This window comes from Vibrio sinensis (genome assembly GCF_003605645.1).
Classification (GTDB): Bacteria; Pseudomonadota; Gammaproteobacteria; order Enterobacterales; family Vibrionaceae; genus Vibrio; species Vibrio sinensis.
The window spans coordinates 420366-441364 of record NZ_QVMU01000001.1; the positions used below are offsets into that span (position 1 = coordinate 420366).

Here is a 20999-nt window from a genome sequence, read left to right on the forward strand (position 1 = left end):
TCGTTAACCTCATCAATATCTAACATTATCTCAGCACGACAATAATATTGCGGTTTATTGGCTTAGTGCGTCGGTTTTTCAAGATGTTGAACCAATGCCCGAACAAATCTTGCTGCTTCTCCACCAGTACACGCTCTATGGTCAAAAGTGATGGATAACGGCATTGCTTTAGCATTATAAACTCGTTCATTTCTGACGATAACTTTGTCAATAATTCGTCCAGCACCGACAATCGCCACCTGAGGTGGAGAAACCACTGGGGTTGCGTAAATGCCCGCAATTGCCCCAAAATTAGAAAGCGTAATTGTCGCGTGTTGCAACTGCTCTCGTCCAATTTTGCGCTCACGGATCCCTTGTACTGTTGAACTTAACCATTGACGAACCTCTTGCGGTTTAAACTCATTGGCATGTCGTAATACGGGTACATATAAGCCGTGACGACTGTCAACAGCTACACCAATATTTACGGTACTGTGTAGACATCGTGTCATTGTGTCTGCATCAAACCACGCATTAAGAGCTGGCTCAGTTTGACAAGCATGAACAATCGCTTGAATTAAACGAACAGAAATATCTTCCCCAGCAGACCATTTTGCCAGTAATGCTTCTTCGGTAATGGTAACTGCCGCAACGTGTTGATGGGAGGTCGCCATTGCTTCGACCATACTTCGGCGAGCCCCTTTTAAAACCTCAGTTCCTGGGGTTTGCTTATCGGCAGCTTTGTAAATATCACTATCTATCACCAAACCATTTAAGCCTGAGCCTTCAATTCTGTTTAGGTCGATCCCTAATCGTTGGGCGAGTAAACGTGCAGAGGGCAGTGCAGTCACAACATGTTCGGTTGATTCGTTATGTTGACCTCCTATCCAGAAATCATCGACATTGACTTGATGGTTTTTCTGCGAAACATTCCCAACGACGGTGGCGGCATCTTGTTTTTGCTTTTGCGGTTCATTCGGGAGGTCGCTGGTGTTCGATTCTTCTATTTCCAGCAATAAGCTACCAATATTGATGACATCGCCTTCATTGCCATGGCGGCTGACGATCTTTCCGCTATAGGGGGCTGGGACTTCGACAACGGCTTTTGCTGTTTCGACGGTAAGGACGATTTGGTCTACTTCAACCGCATCACCAACGTTAATATGCCATTCGACAATTTCTGAATCAGCCAGACCTTCGCCTAGATCAGGCAGTGTAAATGATCTCATTTCCAACCCTCCACCAGTTCCCGTGCTGCGAGTACGATATCTTGTTCTTCTATTAAGAAGTAATCTTCATTGCGGTAATAGGGCATGATGGTATCCATGCCGGTCACTCGTTTCGGCGGTGCTTTTAAAAGGCACATCGCTTTTTCAGCGGTTCGAGCGATGATTTCTGAACCCACCCCACAGGACTTACTCGCTTCATGGACGACCAACAGACGTCCAGTTTTTTCCAGAGACTGTAAGATGGTATTCATATCGATAGGTTTGATACTGGCTAAGTCGATCACTTCCACTTCAATACCTTGTTTTGATAACGTATGGGCAGCTTGCAATGATTCAACCACGCAGGCACCCCATGTAACTAGGGTCAGATCTCGCCCTTTTCGAAGCGTGAAACAGCAATCTAGTGGTAGCGCCTGTCCATTATCGATAACGTCAGATTTGACGGTTCGATAGATACGTTTTGGTTCAAAAAACATCACGGGATCGTTACTGCGAATAGATGCTAGGAGCAAGCCATAAGCGCGCTGAGGGGAGGAGGGAATCACAACTTTAAAGCCAGGTATGTGAGCAAAAATGGCCTCGATACTTTCAGAATGATGTTCTGGAGCGTGAATTCCTCCGCCAAATGGTGCTCGAAATACCGCAGGACAAGCCAGACGACCCCGAGTTCGATTACGCATGCGGGCTGCGTGACAGATAAGATGTTCCATGGCTGGGAAAACAAAGCCCTGGAACTGGAATTCGGCCACAGGTCTTATCCCTTGAGTCGCCATTCCAACAGCGACACCGCCAATTAACGCTTCAGCTAAAGGAGAATCGATAACACGTTTAAAACCAAATTTTTCTTTTAACCCAACGGTGGCCCGAAAGACGCCTCCATTATCACCCACATCTTCACCTAGGACGACGACGTTATCGTCTTGCATCATTTCATGGTGTAACGCGAGGTTAACTGCCTCGACTAGAGTCATCTCAGCCATGCTTGCCTCCTTGCATGCGCATTGCTTTATTGATGATGTGATCGCGTTGTGGTTGCAACTCGTCACATAACTTTTCATAGAGAAAATCAAACGCAGACTCAGGTGCTTGAGGTTCGAGGTTTAAATAGTTGTTAACCGCTTTTTCGACGAGAATTTTGCATTCTTTTAACCACGCCTGTTCACGTTCATCATCCCATAGCGATTCGCGAATAAGATAATTGCGTAAGCGATAAATAGGTTCATATTCCCATGCTTCATCCAATTCATCTTTACTGCGATAACGCGTAGCATCATCAGCGGTAGTGTGGTCGCTGAGTCGATAACTTACCGCTTCTATCAAGGTAGCACCTTTCCCATGACGGGCTCGTTCGAGGGCCGTAATTATAGCGTCATGCATAGCGATGACATCATTGCCGTCAACGGTAACCCCCGGTATGCCAGCACCTTTAGCTTTTTCTGAGAGAAACTCTGCGGCGCATTGTAATCGACGCGGGACCGATATCGCCCATTGGTTATTGTTGACCAGAAACACCAAGGGAATATTCCAAGCACCCGCACAGTTAATGGATTCTAGAAAATCCCCTTTGGATGTCGCACCATCACCACAGGTGACTAACGCCGCTTGGTGATTACCTTTGATTTTTAATGCCGATGCAACACCAACGGCATGAGTACATTGGGTCGCAATAGGAACGCAAAAGGGGAGATCATGGCAAGGGGTTGATTCTGACTCGCCGCGGAAAGAAAAATCGCTTCCTCTTTCATCGCCTCCCCAATATTGGAGATTATTCTCCATATTGATGCCACGAACCCACATAGCGGGCATATCTCGATAATAGGGAATAAACACATCGGATTGGCGCAGTGCGTGCCCTGTAGCGACGCCAATTGCTTCAGCACCTAAATGTGATGGGTAGGTACCCAATTTCCCGGTTCTTTGCAATGCAACAGCTTTATTGTCATAGGTGCGGGTGAGCACCATATCCTGATAAAAGCGTTGTAGTATGCTAGGTTCAGCCCACGATGGAAGTGGACAGATAGGGTTGCCCATATGATCAATAAAACGATGCATGGGCAAGGCCTGAACATTCATATCAAGCTCCTTTTGACGGCAAATGCTCTATAAGCAAATGCGAATGCGGTTCATCGATAAATGTCATGCTATTTTGCCTGTTCAAAATCAGGGTAAAACGTCTTCGCGTGACATTCTCTACTAAGAAAGTTTGATGTGAGCAGTCATCTTGCTACGAACCTCAAATTTATTAGTGATGAATTTTGCTATACAGTAAGTGTAATCAAAATGTTAAAAATTGCGTAAGTTGATTAATCTAAGCAATGGATATTGGCTTAAAAAGAGTGAAAACTTCGGCTGAGTACATTGGTTTAGAGAGAGTGATGCTGTTAGTTGCTTGGAATTTTACATTGTGCAGCATAAACATAAAGGAAGAGACTGAATGAAGTTATATCAAACTGGCGCTACACCAAGTTGTCGTCGAGTTTCTATTTTCTTAAAAGAGTTGGGCGTAGAAGTGCCACGAGTCGAGATTAATGTTCGCGAGGGAGATAATCTAACGGATGAGTTTTTGGCTCGCTCTGTTAATGGAAAAGTACCGATGCTCGAGTTAGCAACTGGAGAGACATTGTGTGAAAGTGTGGCGATTTGCCGTTACTTTGATGCGTCATATCCCAATGACCTTCATTTGTTTGGCGCGAACCCTTTAGCGAAAGCGGAGGTTGAAATGTGGCATCGAGTCGTTGAATTTCAAGGGTTGTACACCGCGTTTCAAGCATTCCGTAACATTACGGGTTTTTACGCAGACCGTGAGCATTGTGTTGAAGAGTGGGGACATGAATCAAAAAAACGAGTGAATGAGTTTTTGCCTGTTCTTGAAAAGCAATTGAGTCAGCATGATTTTGTTGCGGGTAATGCTTTTACTATTGTGGATATAACCGCTTTTCTTTTTATCGGCTTCTGCATTAATGGGCTAAAAATCGAGGTATTAGAGGATTATGAAGCTATTAGGCTTTGGTTTGAGGAAATCTCAAAACGACCATCTTTTAATTAGCTAGTTACGTTGTAGCGTTGGCTGGAATGTTGAAGTCAATTGCTGTGCGGGCAATAAAACGCTAGACTCGGCGTTTTATTTTACGGGTAACACAATGAGCGATTATCAAACCGACGGTGAATGGGAAGAGCAAGGCGAAGAAATAGAGATTGAGGCAATTGGTATTGATGTCTCATGTCAGCCTATTGAGCTGTATAAAGTATTTAAAATTGCTAACCTTGTCGGTGGTGGTGGTGAAGCAAAGCACCTGATCTCGGAAGGTTATGTCGCTGTTAATGGTGAACTAGAAACCCGTAAGCGTCGTAAAATGTATGACGGTGATTTTTTCGAATTCAATCAAGAATATTACGTCGTTGTGTGTGATGCGCCAGTGACTGAACCAGAAGAGTCAAAGCCTAAAGCTGATGTGAATTCTCAACCTGTTACAAACAGCAATAAGAAAAACAAAGCGAAGAATGGCAAAGCAAGCGGTGGTAAACAAACCGATGCGAAACAAGGTAATGCTAAAAAAGGCAATACACCGAAAGAGAACACGAAGAAAGGTAATGCCAAAAAAAGTAGCAACGATAAGTTAAGTGCGAAAGCTGAACCACGCGACTCATCTGCACCAAGCTCGAAGAATAAAGGCTCTACGTCGAAAAAGAGTAATAGCGTAGAGAACGTGGTGTCAAAAGACGATAACGTTTCGAATAGTAAAGACAAAAACGGTCGTTCATCAATCGCTTTCTTCTAATTACGTCTGTAGCTAGTTTTACTAGAAATTGAATTTCATTATATAAAAGGAGGCTATGCCTCCTTTTTTTTATGTTTTTCGTTAGATCTTCTAATTCTTTACAAAGGTAAAAAATGTAAAGACGAGATGACTTTGATGCAAACCTAAATGATAATGCATTGCATTCATCATTAAGGAGTGGAAACATGAAAATATCAACAGTTGCACTATTGGCAGGAGCGGTCACTTTTGGCGCAAACGCAGAGATGGTTGAAATCAACCATGCTAAAGGCACAACAAAAGTAGAAACCAACCCAGAGCGTGTTGTTGTTTTAGGTTTGGGCGCACTCGATACCGTAGAAACATTCGGCATTTCCCCTGTTGCTATTTCCACTGTGAGTCAGTTTCCAGATTACCTTTCTAAATATCGTGACGGCAATTTCGTCGTTGCTGGTAGCTTGTCGGAACCTGACTTTGAAACGATCTACACCCAAAAACCGGATCTTATTATTATCGGTTCACGTGCTATCACTCAATATGATGAATTAAATAAGATTGCACCAACTATTGTTTACGCTGCAGATGCGAATAAAGGGTACTGGCCAAGTACTCAAGAGCAATGGCGTAATCTGGCAAAAATATTTGAAAAACAAGATTTTGTTGAACAAAAAATTGAGCAGCTAGATGCCCAGTTTAAAGCGATTAGCCAACACAATAAAGAAACCAATAACGATGCACTGACAGTGATGAGTGCGGGCGGTAACGTGACAACGTTTGGTTCACAATCTCGATTCTCTGCGATTTATAAAGACTTCGGCTTCAATCAAACCGTTGATGGTATCAGCGAAAGCAAACATGGTGATTTGATTTCTTACGAATTTATTCGTGAAGCTAACCCAGAAACACTGTTGATCATCGATAAAGATAAGCTAATTAATAAAGGCACGAGCAATACTAAGCGCGAATTTGATAACGAGCTAGTTCAAGCGACGTCTGCGTTTAAAAATAATCGAATTGTTTATTTAGATATCAATGCTTGGTATTTGTCTATTTCAGGCATTCAAGCGACAGAGCAGATGATTCAAGATGTGAAAACGTCAGTGAATATGTAGTTAAAAAAATAACAATAATAGATAACACCCGAGCGATGAAACCGCTTGGGTGTTTTAGTTCTCAGAGGTTCGTTTTGAATAAGCTATCCATCACGCTGTTTATATTGGCAGTGTGTTCATTATTTGTTGGAGTGGGTGAACTCACGCTGACGGCGTTGTTGGCGGGTGACGCTGCGAGTTGGCATCTTATGTTTACCAGTCGCTTACCTCGTTTGGTTGCGGTGCTTCTTGCCGGTGCTGGGTTGAGTATTGCTGGCTTAATCATGCAACAAATTAGTCAAAACAGATTTGCCTCTCCATCGACATCAGGAACGATAGAATGTGCAATGTTAGGCTATGTATTAAGCCTAGTTTTGTTTGGGGACGGTCAACAAATTTGGCTTATCTTCCTCGTTTCTATGTTGGGAACCTTATTATTTGTCCAATTTATCAACCGTGTACAATTTAAGAACGCTATTTTTGTCCCTTTAATCGGGATCATTTTTGGTAATGTTGTTGATTCGTTAGCTACATTTGTCGCTTATAAATACGATGCCTTGCAAAACCTATCCGGTTGGGCAGTCGCGAACTTTGCTAACTTGCTGCAAGGTGACTATGAATTGCTTTATATTGCCATTCCGGTAGCCATTGTCGGATATCTCTACGCCACACGTATTTCTGCAGTAGGCTTGGGTAAAGATTTTGCTACTAACTTGGGGCTTAACTATCAACAAGTTCTAGTGATTGGTGTCATTCTCGTTTCTATTATGTCAGCGAGTGTCGTGATGATTGTGGGGCAATTACCATTTCTTGGTTTGATTGTGCCAAACATTGTTAGCCATTATTTCGGCGATAACCTGCGTAAAAATATCCCGATCACAGCCATTTTAGGTGCACTGATTGTACTTTGCTGTGACTTAGTTGGACGTGTCATTATCTTCCCGTATGAGATCCCTATTTCTATGATCATTAGCATGCTTGGTGGTGCGGTATTTATCTTCTTTATCTTGCGAGGACAACGCAATGCAGGATAAATCTAAACTGCTAGTTCTTGCGATCATTGCGCTGCTATTTTCTGGTCTATTTATTGGCCTTGGTCTTACTGCGGATAATTACCAATACTTTTTATCCCGCCGAGTCCCGAAAGTTTTGGCAATGATTATTGCAGGTATTGCCATTGGCCAATCAGCGTTAGCGTTTCAAACTATAACCAATAATCGCATTTTGACCCCTAGCATCATGGGTTTCGATGCCCTGTACATGTTTACTCAAGTATTGGTTGTGGTTGTTTTTGGGGCATTCAGCTCTTTTGCTCTGAATGCTTATTATAACTTCTCACTTTCAGTCATCGTAATGATGGCGTTCTCGCTGTTGTTATTTAGTTTCTACTTCAAAAGTGCAAAACAAAATTTAATGGTGTTGTTGCTGTTAGGCGTCATATTAGGGCAACTATTTGGTAGCGTATCTTCGTTTTTGATTATGTTGATGGACCCGAATGATTTTGATTCGGTTCAAGCGGCGATGTTTGCCAGCTTTAATAACGTCAACGTTGAACTTGTTTACCTATGTACGCCACTTTTACTGTTAGTCAGCTATTTGCTTTTTAGAATGAACCGAGTGTTGGATGTTTTTTGGTTAGACAAAGATAATGCGACCAGTTTGGGTATTGATGTTAAACGAGTCACCTTGACGGTACTAGTACTCTCTGCAATGTTGATTGCAATCTCTACAGCTCTGGTTGGGCCGATAATGTTCTTTGGCTTATTGGTGACTAATTTGGCTCGTGAAATGTTCCGTTCATACCAACACAAAGTACTGCTTTTTGCTGTCTCCCTTCTTTCCGTATCGTCTCTGTTAGCAGGGCAGTGGATAGTAGAAAACTTGTTTGCTTTTTCGACTACGTTGAGCGTTGTCATTAACTTTATTGGTGGCATTTACTTTTTATCAATGCTGCTACGTAACAAGATTGTTTAGGAACGATATGATTAAACTAAAAAGTCTGACCAAAAGATTCGGTCAATCTGCCGTGGTTGAAGATGCCAGTGCAGAATTTGAAAAAGGCAAAGTGACGTCGATCATCGGTCCTAATGGTGCAGGAAAAAGTACCTTGCTTTCGATGGCGAGCCGCTTGGTTTCGAAAGACGCAGGCACAGTGCATATTGACTGTCGTGAAATCGCTGATTGGGATACCAAAGATCTTGCGCGCCACTTAGCGGTCTTGCGTCAAGCGAACTCTATAACCATGCGTTTCACCGTACGTGAAATGATTTCTTTCGGTCGCTTCCCTTATAGTCAAGGTAACTTAACGGATGATGATCATCTTGTTATTAACCAAGCGATTGAATACTTAGATCTTACGGAAATTCAAAATAAGTACTTAGATGAGTTAAGTGGCGGACAGCGTCAATTGGCTTTCATTGCGATGGTAATTGCTCAAGATACCGACTACGTATTTTTGGATGAACCATTAAACAACCTCGATATCAAACACTCGCTGCAAATTATGCGTAATGTACGTCGTTTAGCCCATGAAATGCATAAAGCGGTAGTTGTGGTTATTCATGATATTAACTTTGCTTCTTGTTACTCCGATAAGATTATTGCGTTGAAGAAAGGCAAGGTTGTGGCGCAGGGAGATGTGGAATCAGTGATTCAGTCTGATGTGCTGGAAAGTATTTACGAAACCCCATTTAACATCATTGAACGCGATGGTAAGCGTATGTGCACCTACTACTAGGTGTGATTACTAGGTTTGACTGGATACCATACTTAAAAGAGGCGCCTAAGATAGGGCGCCTCTTTTTGGATATAACTTTTAAACTCGAGTTTATTTGGTCAAATCTTCAATGATTGGGCATTGACTATTGCCATCCCCAGGGCAGGCAGAAATCCAACTTTTTAACTGCTTTTCTATCTCTTTTAACTCTTTTATTTTTAGCGCAATTTCACTGAGTTTTTGCTCTGTTTTCGCTTTCACTTCACTACTTTTTCTCGCTGGATTATGGGCGAGTTCGACAAACTCACGGCACTCAACCAGTGAAAAGCCCGCATTTTTTGCTCGCGAGACGAGATTGAGTTCTTGCAAATGCTGTGATGAGTATTCACGGTAACCGGAGGCGCTTCGATGAGGCGCTGAAATAATGCCTTTATCTTCATAGAGGCGAATAGATTTGCTTGATAACCCAGTGATTTGAGCAACTTCTCCAATGTTCATTAGAGTACTCCTACTATAAAACTAACAGTGATTTTATCTCACTTTACCGTTTTAACGAAGAGATTGTGCTTGCGTTGTTGTTTGTGTTGGAGGGTAGCCAAATTTCTTCTTAAACGCGATGGTGAAGTTTGCAGGATGTGCGTAGCCTGCGTCATATGCAGCTTGAGTAACACTGACTAATTTCTGCTCTAGATGATGCTTTGCGATATCGAGTCGTCTGCCTCGTACGTAACTTTTTAACGTAATCCCTAAATGTTGCTTAAACTTTCGCTGAAGATTGGTCGGGCTCATTGAAAATTCTAGAGCGATGTCATCGTTCGATAAATTCTCTTCTAAATGTGTCTCTATGAAACTGATTATATCCTCTACAGCCGCTGCGTTAGCAAATTCCTCATCGTTTGGTAAAGTCTGAATCGTCTCATTTTCGAGCTGTTTAAAAAGTGTATTAATGAGTTGGTGGCTTAACGCTTCGAGAGTTAATGTTTCTAACAGCGTCGTTGGTTCGCCACTTTTGAGCAATTGTCGGGTGAGGGTGACTATTTCTGGTGATGCTGCAAAATGGGTAAAGTTTTTGTGTCTGTTGACAAACGCTTTTGCATAACAATTGTGACTCATTCGAGAGTGCAGCCAATCGTATTTCAGCATGATGTTGAGTTTGGTCACTTGGTTATTTTTAAACAACGCGCGACGAAAATTCGCAGGACGAGCTAAATTCACTGCGACAACGTGAGAATTTTTTTCAGAAGAAAGATCGAACGTTAAATCGTCATAGCCAAAAGATAGATCGCCTTGGAGTAGGATCGTAAAAATTACTGAGATTGGTGCAGTTGATACGACGTTAGAATTTACCAGTTCACGGCTACTTCCTCCATGTAACCCCCAACCATTATCTGATTGATACGACATAAACGTCCCCTCAACTAGAACTGCTTTCGGCTGCTTGAACGACTCAACGATCAGTTGTTTTTCACTATTAGCCACTTTTGTTGTCACCATAACTTTACATTGAGTGTTGTTAATTTGACTTACCTGTCTCATCTGGTTGTTCCTCATAACAGTTAGGCATTTTTGCATAACTCACTGACCTTTATGTCGATATTAATGAAAACTATCATGTTTGCGAATTGTTATCATTTAGATTTAAAGGACTAAGTAATGGAAAAAGTGACATATGCGACGAGTAAAGGGGTTCTTGCTACAGCAATCAGCTTCGCACTCACTAACTGGGTGTATGCGGAAGAAAATAGTTACTTCGATGAGATCGTGGTGTGGGGAACGAAAGTATCGAGTAGCTCTGAATCCGTAGGGGCGAATGATATGTCACTAAAGCAACCCGACCACATGTCTGACTTACTTCGTGATATTCCTGGCGTAGATGTAGGCGGTACTCACTCAGTCAATCAGCGAATTAATATTCGAGGTATAGGGGAAACGGATTTAGATATTAGGCTTGATGGCGCTTCCCAGCACGCCAATATGTTTCATCATATTGGCAACTTAACCTTAAATCCCGACATATTAAAACAGGTAGATATCGAGGTAGGGAACAACTCTGTAACCCAAAGTGGGCTCGGTGGTTCGGTTTACTTTGAAACAAAAGATGGTAAAGACTTGGTTCGTGGTTCAGAACAATTTGGGGCTCGTGTATTTGCTGGCTACGCATCTAATGATAGTCAGCAAGGTTCTTTAACTCTATATGCGATGCCAACGGAAAAACTGGATGCAATTGTATACGGGCATCTTGTCCAGCGCGGAAACTTCGAAGATGGAAATGGCGTAGAAACGTTTGGCGTAGAGGGCGATATCTATAATATTTTTGGTAAAGTTGGGTTTGAGCCCTCAAAAGAACACCGGTTTGAAGTAGGTTATGATTTGTATCGTGACAGTGGTGATTATAATCCTCGTCCAGATTGGTCCGGTAACGCAAATCAGCAAATATCGGATGCTGATCTAATACCGACGGATTATGACCGAGATACACTCACTCTGTCGTATCAATATTTTGGTGAAAATACTCATGGTAAAGCGACCTTGTATTCAACCAAAACCAGATTGACACGCGATGAATCAACCGTGACCGGACGCTGGCCTGCGGACCGTATTGGTACTAACAGCGCTGAAAATAAAAACAGCGGCTTGAATGTTCAATTTCAGTCAGATTTTGATATCGCGTCATTTTCTCATCGTTTAACGTATGGTCTTGACTATATGGATAAGAACAGTGCAAGCACGTACGTGTCGGATGCTTACACCGATGAAAATGCGATATCGACAGCCGTGTTCATTGAAAATCAATGGGTTATAAGTTCTGACTTATTGCTAACGGCGGGACTTCGCTATGACAACTATAAGCGAAAAGCGACAACAGGTACTCATGACTTCGATGATATAACATGGGCAATTTCAGGTGAATGGACGGTTGCCCATGACTGGACTATATTCGCGAGCACAAGAACCCTTTTCAAAGGGCCTGAATTATTAGAATCGTTCATTCGTTACCAAGATGGTACTTTCTTAGCTGATGATATTAAGGCTGAATCAGGCAGAAATACTCAAGCTGGAGTTCGTTTTTCTCGACAGTTGGATCAGCACTACTTAGGTTTAACTCTGACAGCGTTTGAAACAACGATCGATGACTACATTGCAGAGGCATACCAAGCTGCGACACAAAGCTACTTAATTTATAACGAGGGGGAGGTGGAATATCAAGGTTTTGAATTCAGCACGACCTACGCTTATGAGGCTTTTAGCTCTAAATTCTCTTACTCTCGCTCAGATAATCGAAATAAGTCCACTGGCGAGCCTATCACCGGCAGTTCAACAAATCACAGTACTGACTTAGGCGATAGCATTGCACTAACCTTAGATTACCAGTCAGACAGCTTAGATACGATTTTTGGTTGGACATCGATAGTCGTACTTGATGAAGAAAATATTGTTGCTGGGACACCGATAAAAGAGGGCTATAATACGCACAATATTTATGCTCAATGGATCCCCCGTCAAGCAGAGGATTTGGTTGTGACATTCGGAATCGATAACATTTTTGATGAGGCTTACATTTCACATGCATCGACAACGGGTGCAACGCGTCGTGGAACAATAGCTGATGATTACGACCCAGGACGAAACTTCAAACTTTCAGCTGCGTATCAATTTTAGTCGATAGATCTCGCTTAAAATTTTCTGACCGCCATATTTTATGGCGGTTTTTTTTAGTTATTGATCATTCAACTAAATTTGAGTCAGGCGATCATGTACAAAAATGAGCATCCAAGTAGCGATAAACTGATTTATTTCTAGCCATGAATAAATATTGAACTTGTCTTAGATCAACAAACAATCGTTTGTATTGAAATAAAAATTAAAAGAAAGTTGAAAGATTCAAAAAATATTGAATAATGGCAGCAGATAACAAAATACCCTAAATGCTCCACACATTAGTCTGAAACAGGATACATATTACATGTCGAACTCGTTTGTTCTGGTGATTAACTCAGGTAGTTCATCTCTAAAATTTGCTGTACTAGATTCTGCTACTGGCGAAGCCATTGTTAGCGGTCTGGGTGAGTGCTTTGGCCTCCCAGAAGCGGTGATTTGCTGGAAGTATAATGGCGAAAAAACAGAAGAAGCCATTACTGAACCGGACAACCATCATCAACATGCGATCAATCGCATCGTTGCATTGATTGAAACACTTGGTTTTACTAACGATCTTGTAGCGGTAGGCCATCGCATCGTACACGGTGGTGAGAAGTTCACATCAACCGTACGTATCGATGACGAAGTTCTGGCTGAAATTGAAAGCCTAGCGGATTTAGCACCACTTCATAACCCTGCTGGTGCATTGGGTGTTCAAGCTGCAATGCTTGCTTTCCCAAGCCTTCCTCAATTCGCTGTTTTTGATACTGCGTTCCACCAAACAATGCCTCAAAAAGCATTTACTGGTGCTATTGCAAGTGAATTGTATTCTGAATACGGCATTCGTCGTTACGGTTTCCACGGTACTAGTCACTACTTCGTTAGCCGTGAAGCTGCGAAAATGTTGAACAAACCAGTAGAAGAATCAAGCTTTATCTCTGTTCACCTAGGTAACGGCGCATCTGTATGTGCAATTTCAAACGGTGAATCTGTCGATACTTCAATGGGCTTTACGCCACTTTCAGGCTTAATGATGGGTACTCGTTGTGGTGACCTAGACCCAGGTATCATTGAGTTTCTTTTGAAGAAAGGTTGGAGCCAAGAGCAAGTGTTCGAAACATTGAACAAAAAATCTGGTTTCCTAGGTGTTTCCGGCCTAACGTCTGACGCTCGCGGCGTATTAGACGCAATGGAAAATGGACATGAAGGTGCGAAACTAGCATTTGAAGTGTTCACGTACCGTGTAGCTAAATACATCGGTTCATACTTAATTCCGCTTAATAGTTTAGATGCAATCATCTTTACTGGTGGTATCGGTGAGAACTCTCTACCAATTCGTCGTGAAATCTTACGCAACCTAAGCCTACTAGGTTTCGTTGAAGACGAAAAAGGTAATGAAGACGCTCGCTTCGGTAACGCTGGTGTGATCGCAACTTCTGAACTATTGAATGCGAAAGCGTTGGTAATCCCTACGAATGAAGAGTGGGTTATCGCGCAACAGTCAGTAGAGCTGCTATAAAAATCTACTCATATTTTTGGGAAATATGTCGAAGCCCTTTCCGTTTGGAAAGGGCTTTTTTTATAATGAAAATTCTATTTTAAGATAGCTTGAGTTTCATTTGAGGTTGATTAGATAGTGAATAGCAGAATACTTTACTGCACCCATACCGTGGCTGTTACTTTACGGGTTTAATCCTTTGCTACGACTGTTTGAATAGCCGAGATTGGAGTACACTAAGTGGTACTATTTTATTGGAAACCAATATGTTTATTTTAAAAAGATTGATTAAACTAGCCGTTATCTGTGTGATATTTTTCACCATCTATGACTTGATTGCTTTTGGCGAAGTAACTTGGTTTGAACGTCTTATCAGCCACTTCTAATCAAATAGGCACTACCGAGCTGAGACGGTGATCTTTTAAGAGCGTAAAGAATGAGTTGTACTTTAAACCTAAATCACCTAGGGTAGCGTTTTTGATATCTTATGAACGTATTTATGTCTGCCGATCTAGAAAAAATTGCATTGTTAGTTGATGTACAGAATGTTTACTACACTTGTCGTGACGCTTATCAGTCAAATTTTGATTACAACCAATTTTGGTATGTCGCAACTCAGGGTAAAAATGTGGTTTCGGCAAAAGCGTATGCGATAGCCAGTCAAGATCCTAAGCAACGTCAATTTCATCACATTCTTCGAGGTATCGGCTTTAATGTAATGCTCAAGCCATACATTCAACGTCGAGATGGTAGTGCAAAAGGGGACTGGGATGTTGGCATCACCTTAGATGCTATAGAAATCGCCCCTGAAGTCGACACTATTGTTCTTGTTTCAGGAGACGGTGATTTTCAACTATTAGTGGAACGTCTGCGAGAAAAGTACAATAAGAAAGTGGTAGTTTATGGTGTGAACCGCTTAACGAGCCAAGGCTTGATTGATAGCGCTAATCAGTTTGTTAGTATCGATAGAGACTTATTACTTAGTAAGTAGCACAAAGTAAATATTACTTAGACAGAATATGAGCTTTCTTAGTATCGCTTTGTCAATCATAGCTTGTTATTAAAACAATACTTCTCTCTGTGCATAAAAGTATAGATATAAAAAAACCCTCTCTTGGAGGGTTTTTTGTTGGTATCTATCGATCCCAGTACGCTTCTTCTAAGCTGTCTTCACGTTCTGGTAATGCACGCCCCAAGCGCGGTGAATGCTGTGTCAGCACTTCGTAGCTTACTCGGTTAGCGTACTTACATATCTGTGAAAGGGATGAGTATGTTAAGTAACTTTGATCGTGTTTTGATGATGATGGTACATTGACTAAATGGAAACTATTCGCTGCCATATCATGCAATAGAGCAGATAATGCAGCATCACCTGCACCGTTAGTGTTTTTGATCTCTAATGGACCACCAAGGTATGGACCAATGTGAGAATAGATTTTCTCCGGATTCGCACATTCACTCTTACGCATCGCACGGCTGAATTCAAACTTGTTAAAATCAGTAATGTTTCCATCCAACATCGGAAGCTCGGTTTCACGTTTCGCTTCTTCGTCAGTATAACCCGCCATGTAAAGGCCATTCGGACCAGCTGTACACAAGACAAGATCAACCCAATCTAGGGCTTTATCGGCTGCTTGCAATGGGTCGCTAAAGCCAGTTAATGCTTGGCCTTCTTCTTCATTCATTGCAACTACAGTGACATGATCTTTGATGTATTGTTGCCACCACTCAGCATTGCCTTCAATCACCCATTTAGTCCCAAGCGTTAAAACAACAGGTACGTTCTTCGCTTTAGCGATTTCAATAGCTCGGTTAACGGCTTGAGGCATCGGATCTTCAGGCTTGCCACGCATAAGGTATGATGAAACCACCAATGCTGATGCTTTATCAAACACATCTTCAGGGATGCTTTCTGCACGCAGTTTATTCATGTGGCCTTCGTTAATTGCGAATGTACGTTCGCCATCTTGAGTAATCAAGGTGTAACAACGACCAATAGGGCCCTCAACCACTTGTAAGTGATTGAGGTTCATACGTGAAGAAGTACGGCACAGATAGCGGTAGGCAAATGAACCCACTTCGATATTCTTAGACATCACGCCTAATAATACTGATTTGCTATCCGCCAACACAGAATAGTTGTGCAGCGTATTGCCAATAGTATCGCCAGGGTATTGATGTGTGATTAAGCCACGTTCAACTAGTTCGACGTAAAGCTCGTCTGCTTTCGCTTCTTCTAGAACAAGGGAGTGTCCTTTGCTGAGTTCGTATTTTGCTAAGAACGCATCATCAACGCGAGCTTCGATATCAACAATCGTTTGACCGACACCGACCACAATAGGGCGGTATAGCTTAGGTACTTGCTGTAGTTGGTTCGCGAGCGGATCGCGAGCGTGAGTAGGAAAATAGTGCTTAGATTTACGCTGACCAGGAAACTTCATCGTTTAAAAGGAGTTGGAAATTTTCTGAATTATATCACATTATCAGAAATTAGCTTTCATCTTATTTTCATGGCTATGTGCGAAAGGTAGATAAATGGTCTTTTTTTAGCCTGTTTTCTCAACAGATTAGCGTAAATAATGAAGAGAGGTGGACTCGTTAAAACGCATCACAGTTCCATGTTTAAAATTTGTACTCTTCTATGCCCCGATTTTAGTAGTCAAATAAAATGGAACACCAAGCTCGTATAGAGCCGTTTGTAGACCACCAAAAGATAAGACGCTCATTGAAAAGTTAACATTTATTTTAGTGAGAAATGAAAGCACGCCGTTGAGATACTAATGTTTATAGCAGCGTGTATTTATAGCGGTGCGCTTTCACGGAACGATATTCTTTACTTATGGGGTAACAGTTGGTTCTGTGTATGCTTTCGTTCCCCACAGTGGAACCGTTGACAAGCTGTGCTTGAAGCTTCCGTCCGTTTCTTTAGTTGTGTATGAAAGATAAAGTAGGGTCTGGTTTTCTGGATCGTAGATACGTCTTACTTTCATGGTTTTAAAGAAAATGCTTTTGGACTGTTTAAACACCACTTCACCAGATTTACTTTTATCGATCTTTGCAATCATCTCCGGGGTGATTTCGCCAGTCTGACGACATGAGATCGAACTATCGCTTGGATCAGATAAGCTTAAGTCTGCTTCGATAGAAGCAATATGGCAAGTTACACCGGTCACTACGTCATCTTTAAGGTGACCAATTTTGATGTCTTTCATGGTAAACATACCAAGGCTAACATCGCCGACTTCACGGCTATCACAAGCGCTTAATCCCAAGGTAAGTGCTGACACAAAGAGTATTTTTTTAATCATTGGTGGTTCCTAGAGTTGTGTTCGTTGCTAGAATAGTATACTGAATTTCGTCACAAGTGGACCTTAGCCGTTGATTTACACAAAGATTAGATGAAGCACTGCGAGGTTTACATATAGCGATTATAAAGAGATAGTGATAAAACTTGTGTGATACCACTTTCGTGATAAGCTCACGGTAATAGAGAATATATAGGTTTTCCCCATGCTGCAGCCTAAACCAGCAATCGCAGAGTTAAAAAATCAGTGGCTTTTTCAACATGTTAATGTTGAGTTTCCAACTCCAGAAAGCCTCGCTGGTCGCGAGCTATATAAACAAAAGTTAGCGGAAAAAACATACTGTCAGATTGGCACTGATGTCATTGAACATCAGCCACTGAATTTAGATGATGTTTACTTAGTTGATTTTCATCGCCTCACGGTCGCTTTCTCGTTACTTCAAGCAAAACAATGGGACAATCAAGCTGATCAGAGCCTTGTCGTCGAATTCTTGTCTCAGATTATCTATTCAGCGCCTTGTGATTTATATTTGGCGTTTAGTGGTGGCGAGGCGATAGCTGCGGCCATTGTGACAACATCAGGTAAAGAGTTGTTGATTTCTGATTTAAGCTTTAGTTCAGAAAAATTTGAAGTGTTAGAGAGTGCATTTATCAGTGCACTGGTGCAAAAAACACGTGATAGTGACATTGATTACAGTGATATTTATCGAGAAAAATAATGTTTCCGAATATCAACCGGTATCATATCTGTTAATATTTTGACTTCGAAATATGATATAAGATTATGATAAACCGTGATTGTTCGTGCATTATTTATCATCGCTCTTCTGCTTAACACCACACAGGTTCACGCATCGAATGAATCGACTAAGAATATCTTAGTCATTCATTCATATAGCGCTTCTTACCCATGGACTGATGAGTTTCAGCAAGGTATTAATCTTGGCATAGCCAATGCTCAAGCGCCTATCAAGCTCTCCATCGAATATCTTGATACTAAACGGGTTTATCAACCTGATTATCTACGATTATTTATCCGATACTTTGAAGCGAAGTATAAGAACTATCGATTTGATGCTGTTCTTATCACTGACGATAACGCGTTAAATTTGGTTAAAAATTGGCCTGGTAACCCTTTCTATGATCTTCCAATTATTGCCGCTGGCATTAATGATCCGTTTGCTGACCTATCTAGTGTCTCTAATCGAAGCCATATTATTTATGAAAAAGATAATATTAAGCAGACCCTAGATCTCATCGAAACATTGCAACCCAACTTAAATACTCTCTATTACTTGGCGGATAGAAGCTCAACCTCGGAGCTGGTAAGAAATACTGCATTTGAAGCGTTTTCACGTAATAAAAAGGTTAGTATCGTCGAATTAAGAGACCTATCTCTTCAAGAAGCGACGCAATTCTTAGCGGGTATTGATAAAAATGATGCGATTATTCTGACTCATTATAATACAGATCTGGCAGCTGGTTATTACCACAGTTATCGAGATATTGCGTATAAAGTCGCTCGTGAGAGTGCGGCACCTGTTTTTGTTTTTTGGGAGTTCTATATTAGTGGCGGAGTGATGGGAGGGTATGTCAATAGCTCGAAAGAACTTGGAATACAGATGATGCAATCATTGGACAAGTTTCTGTCACTGAACTTTAAACCTTATACAGAACAGAGAGAATTCAGTCGTCCAGTTGTTGATTTTAATGCGTTAGAACGATTTCAAATACCACATACTCGTTTGATGAAAGATACGATCATATTAAATAACCCCAAAAATGTATTCGAAGATAACTGGCAATTGCTCTCGATTGTATTTGTTCTGATTATGAGCCTTTTCACGGTGATTGTGACTCAAGCTATAACACTGAAACAACGAAGAGAGCTGAATAAGAAGAATAAGCGTATCGTCCAATTACAAAAACGGACGTTGAAAACCCAAAAAGATATGATTGTTGTCTTAGGGGATGCGATAGAAACACGCTCTGGCGAAACTGGAAACCACGTTCGTCGGGTTGCTAAGTTATCAGCTCATCTCGCAAGGTTGAAAGGACTAACTCATCGGGAGATTGAGTTATTAGAGATCATTAGTCCTATGCATGATGTCGGTAAAATAGCAGTCCCTGAATCAATACTCGATAAACCCGGAAAATTGAACGCTCAAGAGTGGGAGGTAATGCAAAAACACACGGATTTTGGCTATAAATTATTAAATTCTAGTAAGGGAGACGTATTTAAAATTGCGGCAACGATCGCTTACGAACATCATGAAAGATGGGATGGAAAGGGGTACCCATTAGGTAAGAAAGGGAATGAAATTCATATTTTTTCTCGAATCACCGCTATTGTGGATGTATTTGATGCTTTGCTCAGCGTACGTTGTTACAAAGAAGCATGGCCTCTTGATGATGTGATTGACTTCCTAAGAGATCAGCAAGGGAGACAATTCGATCCAGACTTGACTCAATTATTTTTAAAACACATTTCTAGTTTTGTAGTGATAAGGGGAGTTTATCCAGATAAAACGCATTCTTAATAAATGCATTAATAATTCAGAGAGTGATACAAATAGAATTATTTAAAATTAGTGCAACGTATAATTATCAAACTGTTAACTATGTCATGCATGTAATTCGAATGCCGAATATGATGAGATAACCAGTAGCATTAGAGAGCACAGTATGAATCACTCCAAAGTTAATTGCGTTATATTTGATTGTGATGGCACCCTTATTGATAGCGAAATATTATGTTGTGAAGCTTTGTGTTTTGTTATATCGCTTTATGGCATGTCAATGAGTCAAGAAGAAGCTATGGCGCACTTTGAGGGAGGTAAACTTGCGGATATTCTCTTAGCAACCTGTCAGCGAATTGGCCTAAATGCATCAATTGATGAACTTGAACCGTTATATCGTAATAAGCTTGAAGAGTTGTTTTGTGAGAAATTAACACCGATGAACGGTGCTATAGGTTTACTTAGTTATCTGGAAGAAAATGGGATTGATTATTGTATTGCATCAAACGGACCTAAAGATAAGATTGAAGAGTCTCTAAAGCTCACGGGCCTGATTAAGTATTTCAATGGTAAAGTATATTCAGCCTTTGAAGCCAATAGTTGGAAACCTGAACCCGATTTGATTCAATATAGTGCGATGAATATGGGGTATTCTCTACGTGAGTGCTTGTATATTGACGATACACCTAAAGGTGTAGAAGCAGGATTGCGAGCTGGTGTAAGGACCTTACAGCTAATCGGCTCTTACACTCAGCAGAGTAACGGAGATGCAATTCGCATTAGTAACTTAACTCAAGCAATCGAATATTTATAAACTCAATTCGTGAGTAGTGAATTATTACAGTGAATATATGTTTGGTTCATTTGCGTACTTGGCAGAGCTTTAACGACTTGCTTTAAATCATCAAAGAACGTACCGCATCCACCACAAAGCATTTTGTTGGAGTCAGAGATAAGATATTCCTGATTTCCACATAAAGGGCAGCACAGACCGTTACTATTTAGTGTATTGTTATTATTCATTATTTCTCCGGCAGCAATGAGAAGATACAGTGTATGTAGTTATTTTTTAAGGATAAATTAGTAATATTATTTTTATATAATAAGACTAATTCTTAATCCCTACTCAATCAATGGATTTTAGTCATAAGACTTTACTTGATACGGGTTGTTTCATAATTTCATTAAGTGTTGCGATTAATCTCATAAAATTGAGTTTGTTGCGGCTAGCGGACTCTCTCCCCTAAGAATTTCTCTCTTGGCGTA

The 20999-nt window shown here is 41.2% G+C and carries 20 protein-coding genes; 12 read left to right on the forward strand and 8 right to left on the reverse strand.

Features of this window, described 5'->3' with window-relative positions; genetic code table 11:
• Positions 1-62: 62 nt before the first annotated feature.
• The 3 genes from DZ860_RS01675 to pdhA are packed head-to-tail and all read right to left on the reverse strand — an operon-like array spanning position 63 to position 3281.
• Positions 63-1208: a dihydrolipoamide acetyltransferase family protein gene (locus DZ860_RS01675; protein ID WP_120029172.1), complete on the reverse strand. Its 1146-nt coding sequence runs from the start codon at positions 1206-1208 to the stop codon at positions 63-65.
• Complete coding sequence (locus DZ860_RS01680; protein ID WP_120029173.1) at positions 1205-2188, reverse strand: alpha-ketoacid dehydrogenase subunit beta; 984 nt, start codon at positions 2186-2188, stop codon at positions 1205-1207. Before DZ860_RS01680 ends, DZ860_RS01675 begins: the two co-directional genes overlap by 4 nt.
• The gene (gene pdhA / locus DZ860_RS01685; protein ID WP_120029174.1) at positions 2181-3281 is read right to left on the reverse strand and encodes a pyruvate dehydrogenase (acetyl-transferring) E1 component subunit alpha; all 1101 of its coding nucleotides are present in this window, start codon (positions 3279-3281) and stop codon (positions 2181-2183) included. Before pdhA ends, DZ860_RS01680 begins: the two co-directional genes overlap by 8 nt.
• 361 nt (positions 3282-3642) lie before the next feature.
• Here pdhA and DZ860_RS01690 point away from each other — a divergent pair, with 361 nt between their 5' ends.
• The 6 genes from DZ860_RS01690 to vctC all read left to right on the forward strand — a co-directional run bounded on the left by DZ860_RS01690 (position 3643) and on the right by vctC (position 8794).
• Positions 3643-4254: a glutathione S-transferase family protein gene (locus tag DZ860_RS01690; RefSeq protein ID WP_120029175.1), complete on the forward strand. Its 612-nt coding sequence runs from the start codon at positions 3643-3645 to the stop codon at positions 4252-4254.
• A 94-nt stretch (positions 4255-4348) separates the two neighbouring features.
• Complete coding sequence (locus tag DZ860_RS01695) at positions 4349-4987, forward strand: RNA-binding S4 domain-containing protein (protein WP_120029176.1); 639 nt, start codon at positions 4349-4351, stop codon at positions 4985-4987.
• Between the two features lie 185 nt (positions 4988-5172).
• A complete protein-coding gene (locus DZ860_RS01700; protein WP_120029177.1) occupies positions 5173-6078 on the forward strand; it encodes a siderophore ABC transporter substrate-binding protein in 906 nt (301 codons plus the stop codon).
• Positions 6079-6152: 74 nt separating this feature from the next.
• Complete coding sequence (gene vctD, locus DZ860_RS01705; RefSeq protein ID WP_120029178.1) at positions 6153-7091, forward strand: iron chelate uptake ABC transporter permease subunit VctD; 939 nt, start codon at positions 6153-6155, stop codon at positions 7089-7091.
• Positions 7081-8031 (forward strand): iron chelate uptake ABC transporter permease subunit VctG, encoded by a 951-nt coding sequence (gene vctG / locus DZ860_RS01710; protein ID WP_120029179.1) that lies wholly within the window; start codon positions 7081-7083, stop codon positions 8029-8031. The genes vctD and vctG overlap by 11 nt, the downstream gene beginning before the upstream one ends.
• Before the next feature lie 7 nt (positions 8032-8038).
• Complete coding sequence (vctC, locus tag DZ860_RS01715; protein WP_120029180.1) at positions 8039-8794, forward strand: iron chelate ABC transporter ATP-binding protein VctC; 756 nt, start codon at positions 8039-8041, stop codon at positions 8792-8794.
• Between the two features lie 90 nt (positions 8795-8884).
• On the opposite strand, the gene cueR is transcribed toward vctC, so the two are convergent.
• Both cueR and DZ860_RS01725 read right to left on the reverse strand, forming a co-directional pair.
• Positions 8885-9271 carry a Cu(I)-responsive transcriptional regulator gene (gene cueR, locus DZ860_RS01720; protein WP_120029181.1) on the reverse strand — a complete coding sequence of 129 codons (387 nt, stop codon included), beginning with the start codon at positions 9269-9271 and terminating at the stop codon, positions 8885-8887.
• A gap of 51 nt (positions 9272-9322) precedes the next feature.
• Complete coding sequence (locus DZ860_RS01725) at positions 9323-10309, reverse strand: helix-turn-helix domain-containing protein (RefSeq protein WP_165862829.1); 987 nt, start codon at positions 10307-10309, stop codon at positions 9323-9325.
• A gap of 117 nt (positions 10310-10426) precedes the next feature.
• Here DZ860_RS01725 and DZ860_RS01730 point away from each other — a divergent pair, with 117 nt between their 5' ends.
• The 3 genes from DZ860_RS01730 to DZ860_RS01740 all read left to right on the forward strand — a co-directional run bounded on the left by DZ860_RS01730 (position 10427) and on the right by DZ860_RS01740 (position 14901).
• Positions 10427-12433 (forward strand): TonB-dependent siderophore receptor, encoded by a 2007-nt coding sequence (locus DZ860_RS01730; RefSeq protein WP_120029183.1) that lies wholly within the window; start codon positions 10427-10429, stop codon positions 12431-12433.
• A gap of 304 nt (positions 12434-12737) precedes the next feature.
• Positions 12738-13931, forward strand: a complete 1194-nt coding sequence (locus tag DZ860_RS01735) for an acetate/propionate family kinase (RefSeq protein WP_120029184.1) — start codon at positions 12738-12740, stop codon at positions 13929-13931.
• Between the two features lie 466 nt (positions 13932-14397).
• Positions 14398-14901 carry a LabA-like NYN domain-containing protein gene (locus DZ860_RS01740; RefSeq protein ID WP_439333090.1) on the forward strand — a complete coding sequence of 168 codons (504 nt, stop codon included), beginning with the start codon at positions 14398-14400 and terminating at the stop codon, positions 14899-14901.
• 145 nt (positions 14902-15046) lie between these two features.
• Here DZ860_RS01740 and DZ860_RS01745 read toward each other — a convergent pair whose 3' ends face one another.
• Complete coding sequence (locus DZ860_RS01745; RefSeq protein ID WP_120029186.1) at positions 15047-16351, reverse strand: inosine/guanosine kinase; 1305 nt, start codon at positions 16349-16351, stop codon at positions 15047-15049.
• A gap of 396 nt (positions 16352-16747) precedes the next feature.
• Positions 16748-17218, reverse strand: coding sequence for a CreA family protein (locus DZ860_RS01750; protein WP_120029187.1), 471 nt, complete (start codon positions 17216-17218; stop codon positions 16748-16750).
• A 202-nt stretch (positions 17219-17420) separates the two neighbouring features.
• On the opposite strand from DZ860_RS01750, the gene DZ860_RS01755 reads away from it, so the two are divergent.
• From DZ860_RS01755 to DZ860_RS01765, 3 genes are all read left to right on the forward strand, one after another.
• A complete protein-coding gene (locus tag DZ860_RS01755) occupies positions 17421-17933 on the forward strand; it encodes a flavodoxin (protein ID WP_120029188.1) in 513 nt (170 codons plus the stop codon).
• Between the two features lie 75 nt (positions 17934-18008).
• A complete protein-coding gene (locus DZ860_RS01760) occupies positions 18009-19754 on the forward strand; it encodes an HD domain-containing phosphohydrolase (RefSeq protein ID WP_120029189.1) in 1746 nt (581 codons plus the stop codon).
• Between the two features lie 145 nt (positions 19755-19899).
• Positions 19900-20547: an HAD-IA family hydrolase gene (locus tag DZ860_RS01765; RefSeq protein ID WP_120029190.1), complete on the forward strand. Its 648-nt coding sequence runs from the start codon at positions 19900-19902 to the stop codon at positions 20545-20547.
• Between the two features lie 2 nt (positions 20548-20549).
• Here the strand turns inward: DZ860_RS01765 and DZ860_RS24280 are convergent, their stop codons facing one another.
• Positions 20550-20756, reverse strand: coding sequence for a hypothetical protein (locus DZ860_RS24280; protein ID WP_133305429.1), 207 nt, complete (start codon positions 20754-20756; stop codon positions 20550-20552).
• Between the last annotated feature and the right edge of the window lie 243 nt (positions 20757-20999).